The 20,225-nt window shown below is 64.6% G+C and carries 20 protein-coding genes; 5 read left to right on the top strand and 15 right to left on the bottom strand.

The window, feature by feature from the left end:
• Window positions 1–194: 194 nt before the first annotated feature.
• The 7 genes from AAE027_RS29825 to soxX all read right to left on the bottom strand — a co-directional run bounded on the left by AAE027_RS29825 (window position 195) and on the right by soxX (window position 4,900).
• A complete protein-coding gene (locus tag AAE027_RS29825) occupies window positions 195–653 on the bottom strand; it encodes a DsrE family protein (RefSeq protein WP_370990404.1) in 459 nt (152 codons plus the stop codon).
• The gene (gene soxB, locus AAE027_RS29820; protein WP_370990403.1) at window positions 650–2,401 is read right to left on the bottom strand and encodes a thiosulfohydrolase SoxB; all 1,752 of its coding nucleotides are present in this window, start codon (window positions 2,399–2,401) and stop codon (window positions 650–652) included. Before soxB ends, AAE027_RS29825 begins: the two co-directional genes overlap by 4 nt.
• A gap of 140 nt (window positions 2,402–2,541) precedes the next feature.
• A complete protein-coding gene (locus AAE027_RS29815; RefSeq protein WP_370990402.1) occupies window positions 2,542–2,850 on the bottom strand; it encodes a hypothetical protein in 309 nt (102 codons plus the stop codon).
• Complete coding sequence (gene soxA / locus AAE027_RS29810; RefSeq protein WP_370990401.1) at window positions 2,847–3,710, bottom strand: sulfur oxidation c-type cytochrome SoxA; 864 nt, start codon at window positions 3,708–3,710, stop codon at window positions 2,847–2,849. Before soxA ends, AAE027_RS29815 begins: the two co-directional genes overlap by 4 nt.
• On the bottom strand, window positions 3,710–4,021 hold the full coding sequence (gene soxZ / locus AAE027_RS29805; protein WP_370990400.1) for a thiosulfate oxidation carrier complex protein SoxZ: 312 nt from the start codon (window positions 4,019–4,021) through the stop codon (window positions 3,710–3,712). Before soxZ ends, soxA begins: the two co-directional genes overlap by 1 nt.
• Window positions 4,022–4,032: 11 nt before the next feature.
• Window positions 4,033–4,521: a thiosulfate oxidation carrier protein SoxY gene (gene soxY, locus AAE027_RS29800; protein WP_370990399.1), complete on the bottom strand. Its 489-nt coding sequence runs from the start codon at window positions 4,519–4,521 to the stop codon at window positions 4,033–4,035.
• A gap of 25 nt (window positions 4,522–4,546) precedes the next feature.
• A complete protein-coding gene (gene soxX / locus AAE027_RS29795; RefSeq protein WP_370990412.1) occupies window positions 4,547–4,900 on the bottom strand; it encodes a sulfur oxidation c-type cytochrome SoxX in 354 nt (117 codons plus the stop codon).
• 260 nt (window positions 4,901–5,160) lie between these two features.
• On the opposite strand from soxX, the gene AAE027_RS29790 reads away from it, so the two are divergent.
• Complete coding sequence (locus AAE027_RS29790; RefSeq protein WP_370990398.1) at window positions 5,161–5,835, top strand: DUF938 domain-containing protein; 675 nt, start codon at window positions 5,161–5,163, stop codon at window positions 5,833–5,835.
• Between the two features lie 11 nt (window positions 5,836–5,846).
• Here the strand turns inward: AAE027_RS29790 and AAE027_RS29785 are convergent, their stop codons facing one another.
• Complete coding sequence (locus tag AAE027_RS29785) at window positions 5,847–7,916, bottom strand: prolyl oligopeptidase family serine peptidase (protein WP_370990397.1); 2,070 nt, start codon at window positions 7,914–7,916, stop codon at window positions 5,847–5,849.
• Between the two features lie 189 nt (window positions 7,917–8,105).
• Here AAE027_RS29785 and AAE027_RS29780 point away from each other — a divergent pair, with 189 nt between their 5' ends.
• The gene (locus tag AAE027_RS29780; protein WP_370990396.1) at window positions 8,106–9,353 is read left to right on the top strand and encodes an MFS transporter; all 1,248 of its coding nucleotides are present in this window, start codon (window positions 8,106–8,108) and stop codon (window positions 9,351–9,353) included.
• A gap of 144 nt (window positions 9,354–9,497) precedes the next feature.
• The gene (locus AAE027_RS29775; RefSeq protein ID WP_370990395.1) at window positions 9,498–10,754 is read left to right on the top strand and encodes an MFS transporter; all 1,257 of its coding nucleotides are present in this window, start codon (window positions 9,498–9,500) and stop codon (window positions 10,752–10,754) included.
• 293 nt (window positions 10,755–11,047) lie between these two features.
• Here the strand turns inward: AAE027_RS29775 and AAE027_RS29770 are convergent, their stop codons facing one another.
• Window positions 11,048–11,542, bottom strand: coding sequence for a VOC family protein (locus AAE027_RS29770; RefSeq protein WP_370990394.1), 495 nt, complete (start codon window positions 11,540–11,542; stop codon window positions 11,048–11,050).
• Window positions 11,543–11,632: 90 nt separating this feature from the next.
• Entirely contained in the window at window positions 11,633–12,178 is a 546-nt protein-coding gene (locus tag AAE027_RS29765; RefSeq protein ID WP_370990393.1) for a carboxymuconolactone decarboxylase family protein, read from the bottom strand.
• A gap of 138 nt (window positions 12,179–12,316) precedes the next feature.
• Here AAE027_RS29765 and AAE027_RS29760 point away from each other — a divergent pair, with 138 nt between their 5' ends.
• A complete protein-coding gene (locus AAE027_RS29760; RefSeq protein WP_370990392.1) occupies window positions 12,317–13,516 on the top strand; it encodes an acyl-CoA dehydrogenase family protein in 1,200 nt (399 codons plus the stop codon).
• A 176-nt stretch (window positions 13,517–13,692) separates the two neighbouring features.
• Entirely contained in the window at window positions 13,693–14,832 is a 1,140-nt protein-coding gene (locus AAE027_RS29755) for an acyl-CoA dehydrogenase family protein (protein ID WP_370990391.1), read from the top strand.
• Window positions 14,833–15,123: 291 nt separating this feature from the next.
• On the opposite strand, the gene AAE027_RS29750 is transcribed toward AAE027_RS29755, so the two are convergent.
• From AAE027_RS29750 to AAE027_RS29730, 5 genes are all read right to left on the bottom strand, one after another.
• A complete protein-coding gene (locus tag AAE027_RS29750) occupies window positions 15,124–16,161 on the bottom strand; it encodes an amino acid ABC transporter substrate-binding protein (protein WP_370990411.1) in 1,038 nt (345 codons plus the stop codon).
• A 54-nt stretch (window positions 16,162–16,215) separates the two neighbouring features.
• Window positions 16,216–16,809: a L,D-transpeptidase gene (locus AAE027_RS29745; protein ID WP_370990390.1), complete on the bottom strand. Its 594-nt coding sequence runs from the start codon at window positions 16,807–16,809 to the stop codon at window positions 16,216–16,218.
• A gap of 592 nt (window positions 16,810–17,401) precedes the next feature.
• The gene (locus tag AAE027_RS29740) at window positions 17,402–18,376 is read right to left on the bottom strand and encodes a hypothetical protein (protein ID WP_370990389.1); all 975 of its coding nucleotides are present in this window, start codon (window positions 18,374–18,376) and stop codon (window positions 17,402–17,404) included.
• A 102-nt stretch (window positions 18,377–18,478) separates the two neighbouring features.
• Window positions 18,479–19,042, bottom strand: coding sequence for a thioredoxin family protein (locus tag AAE027_RS29735; RefSeq protein ID WP_370990388.1), 564 nt, complete (start codon window positions 19,040–19,042; stop codon window positions 18,479–18,481).
• A gap of 31 nt (window positions 19,043–19,073) precedes the next feature.
• A complete protein-coding gene (locus AAE027_RS29730) occupies window positions 19,074–19,772 on the bottom strand; it encodes a cytochrome c biogenesis CcdA family protein (RefSeq protein ID WP_370990387.1) in 699 nt (232 codons plus the stop codon).
• Window positions 19,773–20,225: the final 453 nt, after the last annotated feature.

Raw genomic sequence — 20,225 nt, 5'->3', positions numbered from 1 at the left:
ATTTTTATTGTGCGTGAGGTGGGGACAGGCGCCACAAATTCGGTGTCGTCCCGGCGCAGGCCGGGACCCATACTCCCAACGAGGAGTTTGGCGAAGACCAGTCGTTCGGTACTCCCACCGCCCCTCTCGAAAGATCACGCGGTATGGGTCCCGGCCTTCGCCGGGACGACCCCGGAGGGTGTCGGGGGCGCAGCCTACGGCCGCACCACCGTGTACCCGTTCTCCGCCAAAAACAGGATCTGCCCGACTCCGACCTGCACCGGCGTCGCAGCTTGGATGAACTCCGGCCGCTTGCCCGTCTCCCGCTCGAGCGTGTCGACAGTGTTGAGGCAGATGTCGAAGCGCACGCCCTGCGCGATCAGGCTCTCGACCTGCTTGCGGCGCTCGCTGCCGGACAGCAGCAAATCGATGCCGGGACCGAACGCCACCACTTCGATCGCGATCTTGTCGGGATCGTAAGCCTTCAGCAGGTTATTGGCGACGCTCAAGACCAGCGCCTGCTTCCTCGCATCGCCGTCGGAGAGCTGGAGCACGACCTTGTGCTCGGCGAACGGCTTGTCCTGCAGCGGCACCTGCTGGGCAGAAGCCTGTGGGATCGCTGCCCAGACGAGCACTGCCAGCATCATCGCGAATAAGTGTTGCGACCGCATCATCCCTTTGCTGCAATGCCTGGATTGCCCTCGATCCCTTTCAGCGTGACGCCGGAGCCGAGCCGCTCCTGAAACATCCGGCCCGAGCGCAGATATTTGCCGACGACGTCCCACACCGGCGCGCCCTGCTGGCCGTTGATCGAGGCCCAGCCTGCGACCTTGTAGCGATGGCTGGCGCTGAGCGCCTCGCCGCTACTGAGCTTCAGCTCGGAGATGCGGCTGCCGATCGCGGCGTCCAGTGTGCAGGTGTAGCTGAGCCCGCCGGCGCGCACCATGTCGCCACCCTGCTGGTAATAGGGATCCGCGTTGAAGAGGTTGTCGCAGATGTCCTCCAGCACGTCCTTGATCTGTGCGCCGGTCATTTCCTGCACATAGGTCTCGGGATAGCTGATCGCGGTTTCCGCGAGCAGATCCTCCATGGTCAGCGCCTGGCCTGACAGCGCGGTGATGCCCCAGCGGAAGCCCGGCGACAGCGCGATCTCGGCATCGAGCTCGGTGCGCAGCGCCGTGCAGATCAGCTCGTCGACGGGCCCGGAGAAATTGCCGCGGCGGTAGAGCAGGCGATCAGGCGTTGCGATCTTCTCAGACCAGTCGGTCACGTGCGGCGCGCGCAGCCGGCCGATCAGCTCGGCCATCCCAGGATCCGGCTTCAGCAGCTCGGAAAAGACCGGCAGCAGATGATAATGAATGTCGCTGACCTTGCCCTTGCCGATCGCGAGATCGAGCACGGCCAGAAATTTTCCGTTGGAGCCGGCATTGGTGACGAGCGTGGTGCCACTAGCATTTTTCACGGGAATCGGCTGCGGCACGGCGTCATGGGTATGGCCGCCGAGGATGACATCGATGCCGGTGACGCGGCTTGCGAGCTTGAGGTCGACGTCCATGCCGTTGTGCGACAGCAGGATGACGGCATCGACCTTGTCGGTGCCGCGCAAGGCATCGACATGCTTCTGCAACTCCTCCTCGCGGATGCCAAAAGTCCAGTCCGGCGTGAACCGCTTGGGATGCGCGATCGGCACATAGGGGAAAGCCTGGCCGACGATTGCGACGCGATGGCCACCGAGCTCCTTGATGATCGACGGCTTGAACACGCGCCCGCTGGCCTTGTCGAAGGCGGGGGCGTCGTTGAATGCGGCCTCTTCGCTCAGGAACACGTTCTGCGCCAGAAACTCGCCCTTGAAGCGCTCGAGATTGTCGCGCAGCGCCTGCTCGCCATAGGTGAATTCCCAATGCCCGGTCATCGCTTCGATGCCGAGCAGATTGGCGACCTCGACCATGTCGCGGCCCTGCATGACGTTGGCGAGCCCCGTGCCCTGCCAGAGGTCGCCGCCGTCGACGAGCAGCGAATGCTTTTCCCCGGCGTCGGCCCGCAAGCGGTCGACCAGCGTCTTCAGATGGGCAAAGCCGCCGAGCTTGCCGAAGCGGCCCGCGGATTTCTCGAACTCGAAGCAGGTGAAGGCATAGGCATCCGCACTGTCGGACCGGATGCCGAAGCGCTCCAGGAAGGCGCGCCCGACCAGATGCGGCGGCCGCCCTGCCATCTCACCGATGCCGATATTGACGCTGGGCTCGCGAAAAAAGACTGGGTTGAGCTGCGCATGCGTGTCGGTGATGTGCAGAATGCGCGCATTGCCGAAGCGCTCGATGTCATAGATGCTCGCGGTGTCGGCGCCGCGCGCGAGCCGCGGCAGCCCAACAGATGCGACGGCAAGACCTGCGCTCTTCAGGAAATCGCGGCGCCGGATAGCCATCTCAAATTCTCCGCGCCCCCGACGCTGTCGACTGTTCCACAAGCATGATCCGTGTTAGCGCAAAGTGTGGTGCGGCTTTCCGACAAGATCGTGCTCAAAGAATGATCTGGAGCACGATGTTCTCGCGCGCCAGGCCCAGTCTAGCGGATTTCCATCGTCTTCCAGGCCTCTTTTTCGGAATTTGCCTGAAAGATCGACGCCTTCGCCAGCGCCTCGGCCTCTTTCGCTGCGGCGAATGCGCGGTCGAAATCGCCGCCCTCAGCCGCCTTCTTCGCCGCCGCCAGGGTCGAGACCGTCGTGGTCCATTGGTGACGCAGGCTGGCCGCCTCCTTGGCTGCGGCTTCCGCGGCGGCATAGGCGGCCTTGTAGTCCGCTTCCGTTGCCGCGTGCGCCGAGGGCAGCGCAATGGTTAACGCAAGCAATATGGCGAGGAGACCTGTCCGCTTCATGGCCGCGCTCCCGGCCCCGAGATCGGCAGGCCGTTGGCGACGTAGGAGAGAAAATATTCGACGTCGCGATATTCGTCCGATTGCGGCTCCAGCGGAACCGCGCGGGTCTGGCTGTTGCAGGTGACGAAGCGGCGGCTGGTCGTGCCCATGCCGCTCCATTCGGACCGGTAGATCGGCATCGCGTTGAGGATGCCGAGCGCCGGCGCCAGGGTCTCGGCACGGATGCGCTCGCCCGGGCTCTGCACGTGGCAGCTCGCGCAGGAGAAGTTCATCTGGCCGCGGCGGGTGTAGAAATAGCGCTTGCCGTTCTCAAATGCTGCGAGCGCGCGGGGATCGTCGGGGATCTTGATGTCCATCGGCTTGCCGCGCGAGGTGAAGGCCATGTAGGCCGTCAGCGAAGCCATCTCGTCCTTGACGTAGGAATAGGGCGCCTCGCCATTGGCCTCGCGGCAGCGGTTGAGCGCGAGCTCCAGCGTGACGACCTTGCCTTCCTTCGTTTCGAAATAGGGATAGTTCTGACGGATGCCGATGCCGCCATTCGGGAAGCAATCGGCGTAAGTCTTGCCGTTCTTGAACGGGGTGGCGAACATTTCCTTGCCGGCGTCGAGCGCGAACTCATAAGGAGGAAATTCCTCCTTCTCCTGCCACTGCCGCTTCATGTCCTCGTTCATGGAATAAGGACCGTTGACGAAATCCTCGTGCTTCACGTTCGGAAACTTCTGGAAGAAGAAGTTCTGGAACGCCTTGGCATCGGCGACGGGATCGACCTTGTCGGCCGCGACGACGCGCGGAGAGGTGAGGGCGAACGCAACGAGCGCGGCGCTGAGCGAGCCAAGCAGGAGGGCAGATCGGGTCTTCATCAGGAAATCTTCGCGGTGGTCGTATCCGACGCACCCTTGTTGTCGGTCCAGGAGATCTTGAGCTCGTCGCCCTTCTTGGCGCCCTTGAAGCTGAATTTGACGTAAGGATCCTTGGAGACCGCAGTGCCCCAATTGGCGACGAAGACGTCCTTGCCGTTACATTCGAACTTCAGCTCCTGGATGAAGTGCGCCGGGATCAGCTCGCCCTTGGGATCCTTGACCAGGCCGGTATCCATGGGGTGCTGAATCAGCGCCTGCACCTCGGTGAGGTCGCCGTTGGCGGTGGCGCGTACGCGAATGCTGGATGCCATCTCGGTTCTCCTTAGCCGCCGCAGCCGCCGACGGTGACCTTCACTTCCTTGGTCGCGCTGTAGAGCTTGCCGTCGGCCTCGACGATGGCGACCAATTTGGTGGTCTTGGCCATTTTCAGCCGGTTGGCGACGCCAGGAATCGTGCCATCGGCGATCTTGTAGGACGCTGCGAGCGCAAACGGGTTCTCGGCCACGAAGAACGAGATCGAGGTGACCTTGTCGAGCGTCGTCGTCACCGAGACCGGCACCACGCCGCCGTTCTCGGCGATCTCCGGCGCATCCAGCTTGACCTTGTCGGACGGCTCGGCCGCCTTGCCGTAGAGCGCCTTGATCGCGTCGGCCTCGCTCTTCTGCTTGAAGGCCTCTTCCGGATATTTGTCGTTCGCCGCGCGCGCAGGGCTCGCCGCGAACGGCAGGTTGCCAAGCCCGATCAGCGCGACAGAGGCCGCGCCCTGAAGGATCAGGCGTCGCGTCGGGTGAGGGCCGGTGGTCGTGGTCATCAGAGGTCTCCTGGCGTGCCGGCCGTTATAGCGTTTGCAGGAAATCAACGATCGCGTTGATCTCCTGCTCGGTCAAAATCCGGTTCCGGCCGAACGGCGGCATCATGGTTTGCGGATTGCGCTTGGTTTCGTCGAAGATGATCGCGGCCAGTTCGTTGCGGTCGGGGTACTTTGCCTTGATGTCCTTCAGCTCCGGCCCGATCGTTCCCGGCAGGTCGCCGCCCTTGATCACGTGGCAGGTCAGGCAATTGCCCTTACCGCGCTCGAAGGCGAGCTTCCGGCCGTCGGCCACGGCGGACTGCGCCCGCGCCGGGCCAGCGAGGCCGGCGGCAATGGCCAGCAGGAGGAACAAGACGGGGGTCCGGGACAAGGCAGTCAAGGCGGCATTCCGAGGCATTATGGCGATGATCTCGATCGCGGAAATAAAGGCGTTCCAAAGCATAAAGGGCATCGCCTGACAATCGAGACTATGCACGGAGGAAAATGGAGTTAATATCTTCCGCATTGTAATTAAAGAGATTATTGGTTCGGCCGATTTGGCCCCAACAATTAGGACAATGGGCGCGGGCCGGCTTTTCCAGGGCGCTTTGATGCCCATCCTGTTTTCAACGCGTTCTCGTGTTTTCAAGGGGACCTCACTTGGCTGAATATCTCGTCGAATTTGGCAGGGACGGCGGACGGGTCGAATCGGATGGGCGGCTCGATGCGCCGGCGTTCCATCGCAATCACGAGCCGATCTGGGCGTCGCTGGAGAAACATCTCGCCGGCTTGACCGGCAACGTGGTCGAGCTCGGCAGCGGAACCGGGCAGCACGTGGTTCACTTCGCCCGTCACACGCCCGGCCTGATCTGGTGGCCGAGCGACCTCAACCAGCGCCATCTCAAGAGTATCGAGGCTTGGCGCGTTCATTCGGGGCTCGCAAACATTCGCAGCCCGCTGCGGATCGATTTGACCGATCCCGACTGGTGTCCGGAGATGAAAAGCGGGCAGGGGCCGACCAGCCTCGCCGCCGTGTTCTGCGCCAACGTGATTCACATCGCGCCATGGAGCGTCGCCGAGGGCCTCTTCGCCGGCGCCGGCCGCTATCTGCGTGCCGACGGCAGGCTGTTTCTCTACGGCCCGTTCAAGCGCCACGGCAAGCATACCGCGCTCAGCAACGCCGTGTTCGACACGTCCTTGCGCGAGGGCAATCCCGAATGGGGCGTGCGCGACATCGGTGACGTCGAGGCGCTGGCGCAAGGCGCGGGCCTCCGCCTCGTCGATACCATCGAGATGCCGGCGAACAACCTCACGCTGGTGTTTTCGCGGGACTGAGCGCGAGGCCGTCAGGCCTCGCCATCTTTCCACCCGATCTTCTCTTTCAAGAACCGGAAACCCAGCACCTCGAAGCCGGCGCGCTCCTTGTTGTCCTTGCCGTAGCCGTGGCCGCCTGCCGCGGGCTCGTACAACCAGGCCTCATAGCCCATCGCCTGAAGCTTGGCGGCCATCTTGCGCGCGTGGCCGGGATGGACGCGGTCGTCGCGCCGCGTGGTGGCGATCAGGATCGGCGGATAGGCCTGGCCGTCCCTCACATTGTGATAGGCCGAATACGTCTTCAGCCACGCCCATTCCTCCACCTTGTCGGGGTCGCCATATTCCGCGATCCAGCTCGCGCCCGCGAGCAACTTCGTGTAGCGGCGCATATCGATCAGCGGAATGGTGCAGAACAGCGCGCCGAAACGCTCGGGGTAGCGCACCAGCATGTTGGTGATGAGGATGCCGCCGTTCGATCCACCCTGTGCGGCGATGCGCTTTGCTGTCGTCACGCCGCGGCGGACGAGATCGGCGGCGACGGCGGCGAAATCGTCATGCGACAGTTTCTTGCCGGCGAGCCGGCCGGCATCGTGCCAGCGCGTGCCGAACTCGCCGCCGCCGCGCAAATTCGCCTGCACCGTCGTGCCGCCGCGCTCCAGCCACAGCTTGCCGAGCGAAGGGTTGTAATACGGCTTCACCGAATGGGCGAAGCCGCCATAGGCGCTCATATAGACCGGCGCATCGCCGGCCTCGTTGGCGGGGCCGGTTTGCACGTAGGGAATGCGCTCGCCGTCGATCGAGATGGCCTCGTGCTGCGTCACGACGAGACCATCGGCGGTGAACGTCCTCGGCGCTTGCTTCAGCACGGTCGGGCTGGTGACGCCGCGTGCGATCAGCAGCAGCGATGGCGGCGTCAGCGGATCCTGGACATTGGCGAGCAGGTCGCCATTGCTCTCGGACGGATGGCGATCGAGCAGCCAGACGTCGACCACGCCGATCTGCGGCAGGCCGGGAAGCGTGTCGCGGCTCCAGCCGGCAGCGGATGGCGTGCAGATCTCGAAGCATGGGCGCAACTCGTCGAGGATTGACAGCACGAGCTTGCCCGCCGCCCAGAACAGACCTTGCAACGCGCGCCGCGGCGCCGGTTCGAACAGCACCGAAAAATCGCGGCTGCCGGCGAGAAACGCCGACAGCGAAATGCCGAGCACCGTGTCAGCGGTGTAGGTCCGGCCTTCGATGGACCAGTCCCTGCGCAGCTTGATCGCGAACCAGTCGCCATGCGCCTGCATCCAGATGCCGGTCGGCAGGTCGAGCTTCGTCGTCGCACCAGTCGCATCGCGCAGCCAGATGGCGTGATTGAAGAAGTCGATCTGATCGACGAGCCAGACCCGCGGCTCCGCTCCGGTGTCATCGGCGCTGCCATAGATCATCATGTGATCGGCGGCGGTTTCGATGATTGTTTGCGCCTGATCGACAGTCTGGCCGCGACGCCACAGCCGCACGGTCCGTGCATATCCCGAGCTCGTGGCCATGCCCTCGCCATGCGCGCTCGACAGCAGCAGCGTGTCCGCATCGAGCCAATCCACGCCGCCCTTCGCTTCCGGCAGCGTGAACCCGCCGGCCACGAAGCTCCTGGTGTCCATGTCGAACTCGCGCAACGTCACGGCATCACTGCCGCCGCGCGACAGGCTCAGTATCGCCCGCGAGCGTCCCGGCATCGTGACGATCTGGCTCAGCAGCCAGTCCTCGCCTTCGCTCGCCGCAAGCTGGTCGATATCCAGCATGGTCTCCCACGCTGGATTGGCTTTGCGAAACTCCGCCAGCGTCGTCCGTCGCCACAGGCCGCGCGGATTGGTGGCGTCCTTCCAGAGATTGTGCAGATCGCTGCCGCGCCGGCTGACATAGGGAATGTTGTCGGGCCGATCGTAGATCGCCGCGAGGGTGTCGCGGTCGTGCTCGAAGGCTTTGCCGCCGAACGCTTTGAGCGTCAATTCATTCTGCCGCTCGACGAAATCGAGCGCCTGCGTGCCCTCGATCTCCTCCAGCCACAGCCAGGGATCGTCGTCGGGAGCGCTGAGCGTAGGCCTGTCGTCGACGGTCATGAGCAAAACTCCAGGAAGATCGCGGCGGATAGGATTTGATCGAGCGCAAGCCGTCAAGGGCGCGGCCCGCTATCATCCGTCCGATTGCGTCAGAGGCATGGCCCGCGTCCGTTTGCGCCGGTTGTCCGCCCATCAGCGCCCCTCCATAGTGCCGGAAATCAACGAGAGCCCTTTGGGGCGGAAATACCGATGTTAGATGTGACCGCGACTGCCGAAATCGCTGACGACACGCGCGCGCGTGCCAATGTGATGCGCCTTGCCGCCGCGCAGGCGCTGACCGGCGCCAATTCGGCGGTGATCTTCGCCACCGGCTCGATCGTCGGCGCCACGCTCGCACCCGACATGTCGCTCGCGACCGTGCCGCTGTCGATGTACGTGCTGGGGCTCGCCGCCGGCACGCTGCCGACCGGCGCGATCTCGCGCCGCTTCGGTCGACGCGCCGCCTTCGTCATCGGCACGGGCTTCGGCACGCTCACCGGCCTCACCGGCTGTTTCGCGATCCTGCACGCCTCCTTCGCGCTGTTCTGCTTCGCGACCTTCCTCGGCGGCCTCTATGGCGCGGTGGCGCAATCCTATCGCTTCGCCGCCGCCGACGGCGCCAGCGCGGCTTACCGGCCCAAGGCGGTGTCCTGGGTGATGGCGGGCGGCGTGTTCGCCGGCGTGCTCGGTCCGCAGCTCGTGCAGTGGACCATGGACGTCTGGCAGCCTTATCTGTTCGCCTTCAGCTTCCTGGTGCAGGCGGCGGTGGCGCTGGTCGCGATGGGCATCGTCGCCGGCGTCGACATGCCCAAGCCCGCGGCGGCCGATCTGCATAGCGGACGGCCGCTGCTCGACATCGTGACCCAGCCGCGCTTCATCGCGGCCGCTTTGTGCGGCGTCATCGCCTATCCCATGATGAACCTGGTGATGACCTCGGCGCCGCTCGCCATGAAGCTGTGCGGCCTCGGCGTATCCGATTCCAATTTCGGCATTCAATGGCACATCGTCGCCATGTACGGGCCGAGCTTCTTTACGGGTGCGCTGATCGCGCGCTTCGGTGCTCCGAAGGTGGTCGCGGCCGGCCTGCTGCTGGAGGCAGGCGCCGCCGGCATCGGCCTTTCCGGGATCACAGCAATGCATTTCTGGGCGACGCTGATCGTGCTGGGTGTGGGGTGGAATTTCTCCTTCATCGGCGCCTCCGCGCTGGTGCTGGAGACGCACCGTCCGCAGGAGCGCAACAAGGTGCAGGCGTTCAACGATTTCCTGGTGTTCGGGATGATGGCGATTGGCTCGTTCTCCTCCGGCCAGCTGCTCGCCAATTACGGCTGGTCCGCGGTGAACATGGTGGTGTTCCCGCCGGTGGTGCTCGGCCTCGCCGTGCTGTCGCTGGCGTCCTGGGCGCGTCGCCGCAAGGCTCGTCTCGACGCGGCGATGGGCGAGTTCCCGGATGCGATCTGAGTTGGCAGGAGGCTGTCAGCAGCGTTGATGCTTCGATCGCCGTCGAAGTGATTTTCGGAGGCCGGGTTGTTACATGATGCTCGTCATCGATTGGACGAGCGTAGCCAGGCAAGCGCTCGCGGGGGAAACCAAGGAGAAGCGCGAATGCTCGACAACCCCCGTCACGCCGCTCCCGTCGACGAATCCACCCTCCGCTACGAAGGCTGGCGTATCGTCGCGGTCTGCTTCCTGCTCGCGACCTTCGGCTGGGGACTCGGCTTCTACGGCCAGAGCGTCTATGTCGCCGAGCTCCAGCGCGCGCACGGCTGGTCGGCCTCACTGATCTCGTCGGGCACGACCTTCTTCTATCTGTTCGGCGCGCTGCTGGTCGTCTTCGTCGGCGAGGCCGTCCACAAATACGGTCCGCGGCTCTGCCTGATCGCGGGCACGCTGGCGATGGCAGCGGCCGCTATCACGATCGGCGCGGTGCGCGAACCCTGGCAGCTCTATCTCGCCAATGCCGTGCTCGCCTTCGGTTGGGCCGGCACCAGTCTCGCCATGATCACCAACACGATCAGCCTGTGGTTCGATGCCAAGCGCGGCATGGCGATCAGCCTCGCGCTGAACGGTGCCAGTTTTGGCGGCATCGTCGGCGTGCCGCTGCTGGTAGCGTTGATCGGCCATGTCGGCTTCGCCAGCGCGATGTACGCCGCTGCCGGCGCCATGCTGGTGCTGCTCCTGCCGGTCATTCTCGTTCTCGTCGGCCGGCCGCCTGATCTTCACGGCTGGCATGCAGCGGCGAAGCCGAAGCTGCAATCGTCGACGCAGATCCGTGCGCAGGCGCTGCGTGACGTCGGCTTCCTCTCGGTGACGATTGCCTTCGCGCTGGTGCTGTTCGCGCAGGTCGGCTTCATCGTGCACCTGATCTCGTTCCTCGATCCCGTGATCGGCCGCGAGCGCGCGGCGGTCGCGGTCGCCGTGCTGACGGCGATGGCCGTGGTCGGCCGCGTGCTGTTCTCGCTGGTGATCGACCGCCTCAACCAGCGGCTGGCCTCGGCGCTATCGTTCCTCAGCCAGGCCGCGGCGTTGTGTGTCGTCATCAACCTGCACAACGACTATGTGCTGATCGCGGCCTGCGCGGTGTTCGGCTTCTCCGTCGGCAACCTCATCACGCTGCCGTCGCTGATCGTGCAGCAGGAGTTCGACAGTGCCTCCTTCGGCGTGCTGATCAGCCTCAACACCGCGATCAACCAGGTGACCTACGCCTTCGGCCCGGGCGTCGTCGGCTTCCTGCGCGATCTCTCCGGAGGGTACGCGCTGCCGTTCTATCTCTGCATCGCGCTGGAGGTGGCGGCAGCAGCGCTGATCATGGTGCGGGGAGGCCGCAATCGAAGCTCTCGTAGGGTGGGCAAAGGCGCATAGCGCCGTGCCCACCATCTGTCTCTCCACGCGTGCCGCAAGAATCGGTGGGCACGCTCCGCTTTGCCCACCCTACGGGACTACGGGATATTCGTCCCAATAACGCGACGCCGCTTCAACCGACTCCGTCATTGCGAGGAGCTCGCGACAAAATTGCGGAGCAATTTCGCGCTGATGCGACGAAGCAATCCAGACTGCCGCCGCGGCGGGATTCTGTATTGCTTCGCGGAGCCTGTCATCGGGCCGCGCTTCGCGCGGACCCGGTGGCTCGCAATGACGAGGGGAGGGAGCGGTGCTCATGCCTCCCGCTGCTTCAGCAAATCCTCCACGTCCAGCCGTTTCGTGAACATCGCGAGCTTCCCGTCCGGCCCGAACGGCCATTGCTCCCTCGGCTTGTCCCAATACAGCTCGACGCCGTTCTGGTCGGGGTCGCGCAAATACAGCGCCTCGCTGACGCCGTGGTCGCTGGCACCATCCAGCGCAATGCCAGCCGTCAGCACCCGGTGCAGCGCATCCGCCAGCGCCGGCCTGGTCGGATACAGGATCGCGGTGTGATAGAGCCCAGTCGTGCCCGGCGGCGGCGGCGAGCCGCCCTTGCTCTCCCAGGTGTTGAGCCCGATGTGGTGATGATAGCCGCCGGCTGAGATGAAGGCCGCGCCGGAGCCCATGCGTTGCATCAGCTCGAAGCCGAGCACGCCGCAATAGAAGCCGAGCGCACGATCGAGATCGGCGACCTTGAGATGGACGTGGCCGATCCTGGTGCCGGCGGCGACGGCTTGGTTCTGCGACATGTGGCTGCTCCGTTGATGGACTCCACATAAGGCGAGCCTCGGGACAGTGCTACCGGCTCACCCTGAAACTCTTCGTTTCCGAATGGGAAACTAAGCCAGCTCCGAGACCTCGCTCTCCGGCAGGCCAAACTCGAACGTGTTCAGCGTCATCGACACCATGGTGTAATAGCCGCACAGCCCGATGATCTCGACGACGCCGCGTTCGCTGAGCAGCTTGACCGCCGCATCATAGAGGCCCTTCTCGACGCTGTGGCCCTCATGCAGCGATTTCGCGACGTCGTAGATCATCTTGCCCTTGGGATCGTCGAACTCAGGCGTGCGGCGGTCGCGGATCGCCTCGATGATCTCAAGCTTCATGCCGCCCGCAAGCGCCAGGCGCTTATGCGCATACCATTCGTAATGCGCGGTCCAGTGCCGCGCCGTGACCAGGATCGCGATCTCCGAGAGCTTGGCCGGGAAGATCGTGTCGAAGCGCAGCACTTCGCCGAGCCGCGTGGCGTGACGCGCCATCTCCGGGCTGTTGAGCCAGGCCATCATCGGCGCCGGCGGTTTGCCGCGCTTGCCGGCAATCGACTCGTCATAGGTCTGGCGCTGGCTCTCGTTCATTTCGCAAGGCGAAAGAAGCTTTAGGCGCATTGTTGTTTCCTCTTTGTTTTCAAGGCTCGCCGTGGCGGCGACTATAGCCGAATGCGGGCTGCGGAAGTGGTTGAATTCCACGAGGCGATGGCTCAGAGTCGGCGGCAACAAGTCGATTTTGATTGATGGAAACGACCCATGACAGATTCTGAAACCGCCGATCTCGAAACATTCCGCAACGAGACGCGCGCCTGGCTGGAAGCCAATTGCCCGCCGGAGATGCGCAAGCCCGCGACATCCGATACCGACGTGTTCTGGGGCGGGCGCAACGCAAAATTCTCGTCCGAGCCGCAGCGCATCTGGTTCGAACGCATGCGCGACAAGGGCTGGACCGTGCCTGATTGGCCGAAGGAGTATGGCGGCGGTGGCCTGAGCGCTGCCGAGCACAAGGTGCTACGCGCGGAGATGGCGCGGATCGGCGCAAGGCCGCCGCTGTCGAGCTTCGGCATCTGGATGCTCGGGCCGGCGCTCTTGAAATACGGCAACGACGCCCAGAAGAAGGAACATCTGCCGAAGATCGCCGCGGGCGAGATTCGCTGGTGCCAGGGCTATTCCGAGCCGAATGCCGGTTCCGATCTCGCCTCGCTGCAGACCCGTGCCGAGAGCGACGGCGACGACTTCATCATCACCGGCCAGAAGATCTGGACGTCCTATGCCAATTACGCCGACTGGATCTTCTGCCTGGTCCGCACCGATCCCGCTGCCAAGAAGCACGACGGCATCAGTTTCATTCTGTTCGACATGACCTCGAAGGGCGTCTCGACCAAGCCGATCCTGTTGATCTCCGGCTACTCGCCGTTCTGCGAAACCTTTTTCGACGGCGTCCGCGTGCCGAAGTCGCGCGTGGTCGGCACCGTCAACCGCGGCTGGGACGTCGCAAAATATCTGCTCCAGCACGAGCGCGCGATGATCTCGGGCATGGGCGAGCGCGGCGTCGGCCGTCCGCTCGGCCAGATCGCGGCGGATTCCGTCGGCTCCGATGCGCTGGGGCGGCTCGACGATGCCATGCTGCGCGGCCAGATCGCGCGCTTCGACGTGGATGAAGCCGCGCTCGCGGCCTGTGCCGAGCGCGCAGTCGATCTCGCCAAGGCGGGCCAGGCGCACCCGGCATTCTCCTCCGCGATGAAGTACTACGGCACCGAGCTCAACAAGCGCCGCTACGAGATCTTGATGTCGGCCGGCGGCGTCGATGCGCTGGAATGGGAGAGCGAGCGTTCCAAGCAGGGCGCCCGCCCGCGCGCCTGGTTGCGCACCAAGGCCAACTCGATCGAAGGCGGCACGTCCGAGGTCATGCTCGGCATCGTCGCCAAGCGCATCCTGGATCTGCCGGGGGCGTGAGGCACACTGTCACCACGCGTCATTCCGGGGCGCGCAACGCGCGAGCTACGATGGGCAATTGCGCATCTGAGAATCCATCTCACGGCCTACGTGCCGCCTGATGGATTCCGGGCCTGGCCCTTCGGGCCATCCCGGAATGACAAACATAGATAGATTTCGAATTCGGAAACAAGAACATGGCCCTCGTCCTCACTGAAGAACAATCGATGCTCCGCGACAGCGCGCGCGGGCTGATCAGCGACAAGGCGCCGGTGTCGCACCTGCGTCACTTGCGCGACAGCAAGGATCCCACCGGCTTCTCCAAGGAGTTTTGGCATTCCTTCGCCGAGATGGGCTTTGCCGGCCTGCTGGTGCCGGAAGAGTTCGGCGGCTCTGGTCTCGGCCACGTCGAAGCCGGTGTTGTCATGGAGGAGATCGGCCGCTCCTTGATGCCCTCGCCCTTCCTCGCCACCAGCGTGGTCGGGGCCTCCGCGCTGAACCGTGGCGGCAACGCGGCGCAGAAATCGGAATATCTGCCGAAGATCGCGAGCGGCTCGCTGCTTGCGACGCTCGCGATCGACGAGGGCGCAAAGCATCGCCCGCTCCAGACGAACTTGCAGGCCGTGCGCGCCGGCAACGGCTTCAAGCTCTCCGGCGCCAAGGCGCTGGTTATCGACGGCCACGTTGCCGATCTGCTCATCGTCGCCGCGCGCACCGCGGGTGCTCCCGGTGAGCGTGAAGGCCTGACACTGTTCCTGGTCGACCCCAAGGCGAAGGGCATCGCGGTCGAGCGCACCATCATGGTCGATGCGCACAACGCGGCGCGGATCGAATTCGCCAATGTCGAGGTCAATGCCGACAGCGTGCTCGGCGAGCTCGATCAGGGCGCAAGCCTGCTCGATGGCGTGCTCGACGTCGGCCGGGGCGCGGTGGCTGCCGAAATGGTCGGCCTCAGCGACGAGGTGTTCAATCGCACCGTCGAGTACCTGAAGAGCCGAAAGCAATTCGGCAAGCTGATCGGCGAATTCCAGGCGCTGCAGCACCGCGCCGCCGAGCTCTATGTCGACATCGAGATCACCCGCGCCGCCGTGATGAAGGCGCTTCAGGCGCTGGATGCTGATGTCACCAAGGCCGCATCGAGCGTCGCGGTGGCAAAAGCCCGCGCCGGCACCACCGCGACGCACGCAGTGCAGGAAGGCGTGCAGATGCACGGCGGCATGGGCATGACCGACCAGTTTGACATCGGCTTCTTCATGAAGCGCGCGCGCGTGTGCGAGGAGCTGTTCGGCGACGCCAACTACCACACCGAGCAGCTGGCGCGGGCGCGGGGGTATTGAGGCGGGGCAGCCGCCTCGTTCTCCGCTGTCATCGCCCGCGAAGGCGGGCGATCCAGTACGCCGCGGCTTCTCCGCATACGATTGGCGTCTCGGAATACTGGATCGCCCGGTCAAGCCGGGCGATGACAGTTGAGAGTGTGGAGAGCGCCTGCCCCAAGCCCGTCATTGCGAGGAGCCTGCGACAAAATTGCGAAGCAATTTTGCGCTGGCGATGAAGCAATCCAGTCCGTCACCGCGGAGGTAGTCTGGATTGCTTCGCTTCGCTCGCAATGACGGCGGCGAGACCGCCGCCTACCGCATCGGCGGTGCGTACTGCACGCCGCCGGCATTCCACAGCTGGTTCATGCCGCGCGGGATCTTCAGCTTCGACTTCTCGCCGATGTTGCGCTCGTACATCTCGCCGTAATTGCCGACGTGGCGGATGATGCGGACGGCCCAGTCCTTGGTGAGGCCGAGCTGTTCGCCGTAATTGCCCTCGGTGCCGACGAGGCGCATCACTTCCGGCTTCTTCGACTTCAGGGCCTCGTCGATGTTCTCCGAGGTGACGCCGAGCTCCTCGGCGTTGATCATCGCATACAGCGTCCACTTCACGATCATCATCCAGTCGTCGTCGCGCTGGCGCACGACGGGGGCGAGTGGCTCCTTGGAGATCATGTCCGGCAGGATCATTTGGTCGCCGGGTTTTGCGAGGTTCAGCCGCAGCGCATAGAGCTGGGAAACGTCGGCGCTCAGCGTGTCGCACTTGCCGGTGTCGTAGGCTTTCACGACGTCGTCGAGCTTGTCGAACTTCACCTCGTCATACTTCATGTTGTTGGCACGGAAGTAATCGGCGACGTTGAGTGCCGTCGTAGTGCCGGACTGGACGCAGACCTTGCTGCCGGTCAGGTCCAGCGAGGTCTCCTTGTTGCGCGAACGCGGCAGCATGAAACCTGCGCCGTCATAATAGGCGACCGCCGGGAAATAGAGGTCGTAGTCGAGCTCGCGCGCCATGCTCCAGGTCGAGTTGCGCGAGAGGATGTCCACCTTCCGGCTCTGCAATTCCTTGAAGCGCTCGCTGGCGTCGAGTGCGACGAACTTCGCCTTGGCCGGATCGTTGAAGATCGCCGCGGCCACCGCGCGGCAGAAATCGACGTCGAAGCCGGTCCAGTTGCCCTTGTCGTCGGGGATCGAGAAGCCGGGCAGGCCCTTGTTGACGCCGCACAGCACTTCGCCGCGGCGCACGGTGCGCTTCAGCGTGCGGGTGTCGTAGAATTCATAGACGATGGCCAGGACGGCGACCAGCACGGCGGCCGCGAGCCCGATCAGCAGGCCGCCTCGAAAAGTGCGCATCATGTTGCTCTCTCGAAAAATCGGGAAATGGAATATTCGCGAAGGCGAAGAAGATTAGAGCTCGGGCTTCTGCCGGATGACGACCTTGGTCCCGACAGGGACGCGATCGTAGAGATCGGCGACGTCGTTGTTGACGAGACGGAAGCAGCCCGAGGACACCTTGGTGCCGATCGTATCAGGACGGTTGGTGCCGTGGATGCGGTAGACGGTGGTGCCGAGATACATGGCGCGGGCCCCTAGCGGATTGCCGGGGCCGCCGGCCATGAAGCGCGGCAGATAGGGTTGGCGCTGGATCATCTCCGGCGGCGGCGTCCAGTCCGGCCACTCCTTCTTGTTGGTGATGTTCACCAGCCCCTGCCACTGAAAACCGTCGCGGCCGACGCCGATGCCGTAGCGGATCGCGCGCCCGCCCGGCTGCACCAGGTAAAGATGACGCTCGGCAGTCGAGATGATGATGGTGCCGGGCGCCTCGGTGGTGCGGAAGTACACGACCTGCTTCTGCCATTCCGGGTCGAGCTGGTAGGCGTCGTCGGCGATCAGGCCCGGCTCGTCGCCGCGGTCAGGCTGCTGGGCGAAGGCTTGCGGCGTCGACAGGATCAGGCCGATCGCAGCCACAAGCATCCCGGTCAGGCGACGAAAATCCGTCATGTAAAGCTCTCCCCGCTGCCACAGCGCAAATCATTCAGCACCATCAAACCTGAGGGGCAAGTTCATGGCAAGTTGATGGCGCGCCGCCCTGATATGTCACGGCAATGCTTTGGTTTTTTGACGCGCCGGGCAATGCCACAAACAGGGGATGGCGCGAAAAGCAGTGATCGTGGCGCCCTGGCTCGGTGCGCTCCCTCCCCCGCTTGCGGGGGAGGGCTGGGGAGAGGGTGTCGCCGCGGTGGGATTCCCCAAGAGGAGAGAGCCCTCACCCGGCGCGCGGGACGATGCTGCGCATCGCCCTGGGGCGCCGACCTCTCCCGCAAGCGTAGGGCTATCGCATATGGCGTGAATAATGCTTCGGCATCGGCAGTGGGCTCCCTCTCCCGCTTGCGGGGGAGGGCGGGGGTGGGGGTGTCTCCGCGTCGGGATTGTCGAGAATTGCGGAGGCGATCCCAGTGCGGTGAGAGCCCTCACCCGCCGCGCTCGGGACGATGCTTCGCATCGCCCGGGACGCGTCGGCCTCTCCCGCAAGCGGGAGAGGCGGAGCAAACTCGCGGTGAGATCAACTTCGACAATTGGCGCTAGACGCCAATCAGATCCGGTTGCTCTCCGCCGCGATCCCGAGCCGCCGGACGATTTCTGCGCCTACGGCGCGGGCCTCGAGCCGCGATCCGATGCGGGGGCTGCGAAAGCGCCGTCCGGAGTGCAGCCGGATCACCACGATGCAATGCTCGTCCTCGGACCGGCCGCGGCGCTCGACCGTGATCGTCTTCACGTCGTGCCCCTCGATATGGTCGGCGCGCGGCGTGCCGTCGCCCCACAGGCGTTCGACGCGAATGTCCCCTTGCCGGATGATCCAGAAGGCGCCGGTCACGAGATTGGCGTATCTGTGCACGGCGAACGCGGCGATCGCGCCAACCGGCAGCAGCATGATGTCGATCGGGCCGGGCGGCAGGCCGCGCCAGAGCTTGTAGGCGTAGGGAACGGCGCACAGTGCGACGGCGATCAATGCAACGATGCGGATGTCGCGCGTGGGAAACGGCTCGAGAGGTTCGCCGAGATGCATCTCGGGATTGCTGGCATCGAGCGGATTGCTGGGTGCCTCGACATTGGGAACGCCGAATTGCGCGGCGATCCGGGCGACGGTGTCGCGCACATGCGTGACGTCGGAGATCGGCGGAGACGTCAAGCGTTCCCCGGAGGCCAGCGTGAAGGCCAGCTGGAAACGGGCTTTCGCCCGCTTGCTGCCGGGAACCTGCAATTCCCTGACGTCGTCCTTGGCGACGAGCCGCGTGCGGAGCTTTCCGAAGGGACGCTGTTGCCCGATCAGGATCTCGTTCGGGGTGATGATCCACACCACCGCCGGCGCCAGCATGATGCCACAGACGAATGCCGCGCCCAGGAGGAGCGCGGCCACCGAGATGATCACTTCCAGTGTGTCGTGCGTGAACAGGCCGGGCGTGAAGCACAGCGCAACCGCGGCCGCAGAGCCGGCCATGATCAGCCGCTGCGCGATCGAGGAGCCTTCACGAAGGCGGATGTCGTTGCTGGTGGTCGCGTCGTCCATCGCGGGCGGCTGATTTCGTCGATGCGAAACTCCACGGACGGGTCCGTGGAGTCAAGCAACAAGGACGACAGATGAATCCGGCCGCGCGATGTCGGCGCGGCATCAGCTGTTCACGTTCAGGAGCCGCGCCACCGTACCGTCGATCTGGTCGTAGCTGCCTTCACCTTCGTGCTGGAACACGATCTTGCCGGTCTGGTCGATGATGTATTGCGCCGGCCAATATCGGTTGCGGTAGGCGTTCCAGGTTTTGGAATCATTGTCCTGCGCCACCGGATAGGTGATGCCGTGGCGTTTCAGCGCAGCCTGCAAATTGGAGGCGGAACGCTCGAACGGGAATTCCGGCGTATGCACGCCGACCACGACGAGACCTTTGTCCTTGTACTTGGCGTAGAGGTCGGTGACGTGCGGCAGCGTGTTGACGCAGTTGACGCAGCCATAGGTCCAGAAGTCGACCAGCACGACCTTGCCGCGCAGGTCGGCCATGCTCAGAGGTTTCGAGTTGAACCAGTTGTTGATGCCGGTGAAGTCGGGCGCGGTCTGCTGGCTCGCGGCGGCGGTGACGATGGCGGCGGCGCGCGCGGCCTCGTCGCAGATGCCGGGGATGACGGCGCCTGATCCGGCCATGCCGATCAGGGCGGCGGCCACGGTGAGCAATTTGAAAGTCATGGACGAGTCCTCCGGTTGAGATGCGCGATGATCACAGGCCGATCTGGCCGGTGGGATAGAAGCCGGTGAGCCACGCCACGAACAGCGTGTCGTATTGGAAATAGGCGGCGACCGCGAAGGCGATCACAACGATTCCAAAACCCTGCTGCAGCCGCGGCGAGATGCGGGCGAGGCTGCGCACCCGCGTGGTCGCGGCCTGGCCGCCATAGGCGATCGCGAGCATCGGGATCGCCGCGCCGATGGCGTAGGCGACCAGCAGCGTGCCGGCCCAGGCCAAGTTCTTCGAGGTCGCAACCAGCGTCAGGATCGAGCCGAGCACGGGGCCGGCGCAGGGCGTCCAGACCAGGCCGAGCGTGGTGCCGAGCACGAGCCCGCCCAGCGCGCCCTCGCGCTGGGTGGCGCTGGAATTGCCGAGGTCGAGCCAGCCATTGAGCCGGATCGACAGCCATTCGAACGGCGCCGGCCACAGCATCAACAGGCCGAAGCCGAGCAGCAGGATCGACGCCGCCTCGCGCAGCACGTTCGGATCGAAATCGAACAGCCGCGTGATCGCACCGAGCAGCAGCGCGGTCGCCGAGAACGACATGACGAAGCCGAGCGCGATCATCGCCGGCCGCAAGTGCCCCGCGCGCCCGATCGAGGCGCCGAGCAGCATCGGCAGCATCGGCAGCGTGCACGGCGCGGCGATGGTGAGGATGCCGGCAAGCACGGCGAAGAGAAGTTCGAGCATCGGGCACTCGTGGAGGAAGTCACGAGGGCTGTTCGGGATGGATGCGTGGATCGTTACGCGCCGTCACGCGCTCGTGACGAAGCCGCTGTCTTTGTAGGGCAATTGCGTCGGCGACAACGGGGGGAGGGTTGGGGAGAGGGTGTCTCCGCAACGGGACACTCCCCAAGATGGAAAAACCCTCACCCGCCGCACGCGGGACGATGCTTCGCATCGCCCCGGGCGCGTCGGCCTCTCCCGCACGCGGGAGAGGCGGGAGCCTGCCGCCACACCTTCCCGCAAACACAAAACGACCCGGAGGGGGGCATCCCGTCCGGGTCGTTGGAGGTCCTTGGGAGGTTTAACCAAAACCGTATGTGGGCTTTATAGGAGGGAAGTTTTTCCGCCTGATGTTGTGGTTTGTTTCAATTGTTTCGTCGGCGGTAACACTTCCGTGTCCGGGGACAGAGCCAAAGG

Origin of the sequence: Bradyrhizobium sp. DN3, assembly GCF_041357655.1 — a bacterium.
Taxonomy (GTDB): domain Bacteria; phylum Pseudomonadota; class Alphaproteobacteria; order Rhizobiales; family Xanthobacteraceae; genus Bradyrhizobium.
The sequence above is the reverse complement of the archived record's forward strand: the minus strand, read 5'-3'. Positions and strand labels throughout refer to the sequence as shown.

Coding starts and splice junctions, on each gene's coding strand:
- AAE027_RS29825 (WP_370990404.1), bottom strand. CDS start 653: ATGATGCGGTCGCAACACTTATTCGCGATGATGCTGGCAGTGCTCGTC.
- soxB (WP_370990403.1), bottom strand. CDS start 2,401: ATGGCTATCCGGCGCCGCGATTTCCTGAAGAGCGCAGGTCTTGCCGTC.
- AAE027_RS29815 (WP_370990402.1), bottom strand. CDS start 2,850: ATGAAGCGGACAGGTCTCCTCGCCATATTGCTTGCGTTAACCATTGCG.
- soxA (WP_370990401.1), bottom strand. CDS start 3,710: ATGAAGACCCGATCTGCCCTCCTGCTTGGCTCGCTCAGCGCCGCGCTC.
- soxZ (WP_370990400.1), bottom strand. CDS start 4,021: ATGGCATCCAGCATTCGCGTACGCGCCACCGCCAACGGCGACCTCACC.
- soxY (WP_370990399.1), bottom strand. CDS start 4,521: ATGACCACGACCACCGGCCCTCACCCGACGCGACGCCTGATCCTTCAG.
- AAE027_RS29785 (WP_370990397.1), bottom strand. CDS start 7,916: ATGACCGTCGACGACAGGCCTACGCTCAGCGCTCCCGACGACGATCCC.
- AAE027_RS29780 (WP_370990396.1), top strand. CDS start 8,106: ATGTTAGATGTGACCGCGACTGCCGAAATCGCTGACGACACGCGCGCG.
- AAE027_RS29775 (WP_370990395.1), top strand. CDS start 9,498: ATGCTCGACAACCCCCGTCACGCCGCTCCCGTCGACGAATCCACCCTC.
- AAE027_RS29770 (WP_370990394.1), bottom strand. CDS start 11,542: ATGTCGCAGAACCAAGCCGTCGCCGCCGGCACCAGGATCGGCCACGTC.
- AAE027_RS29765 (WP_370990393.1), bottom strand. CDS start 12,178: ATGCGCCTAAAGCTTCTTTCGCCTTGCGAAATGAACGAGAGCCAGCGC.
- AAE027_RS29760 (WP_370990392.1), top strand. CDS start 12,317: ATGACAGATTCTGAAACCGCCGATCTCGAAACATTCCGCAACGAGACG.
- AAE027_RS29755 (WP_370990391.1), top strand. CDS start 13,693: ATGGCCCTCGTCCTCACTGAAGAACAATCGATGCTCCGCGACAGCGCG.
- AAE027_RS29750 (WP_370990411.1), bottom strand. CDS start 16,161: ATGCGCACTTTTCGAGGCGGCCTGCTGATCGGGCTCGCGGCCGCCGTG.
- AAE027_RS29745 (WP_370990390.1), bottom strand. CDS start 16,809: ATGACGGATTTTCGTCGCCTGACCGGGATGCTTGTGGCTGCGATCGGC.
- AAE027_RS29740 (WP_370990389.1), bottom strand. CDS start 18,376: ATGGACGACGCGACCACCAGCAACGACATCCGCCTTCGTGAAGGCTCC.
- AAE027_RS29735 (WP_370990388.1), bottom strand. CDS start 19,042: ATGACTTTCAAATTGCTCACCGTGGCCGCCGCCCTGATCGGCATGGCC.
- AAE027_RS29730 (WP_370990387.1), bottom strand. CDS start 19,772: ATGCTCGAACTTCTCTTCGCCGTGCTTGCCGGCATCCTCACCATCGCC.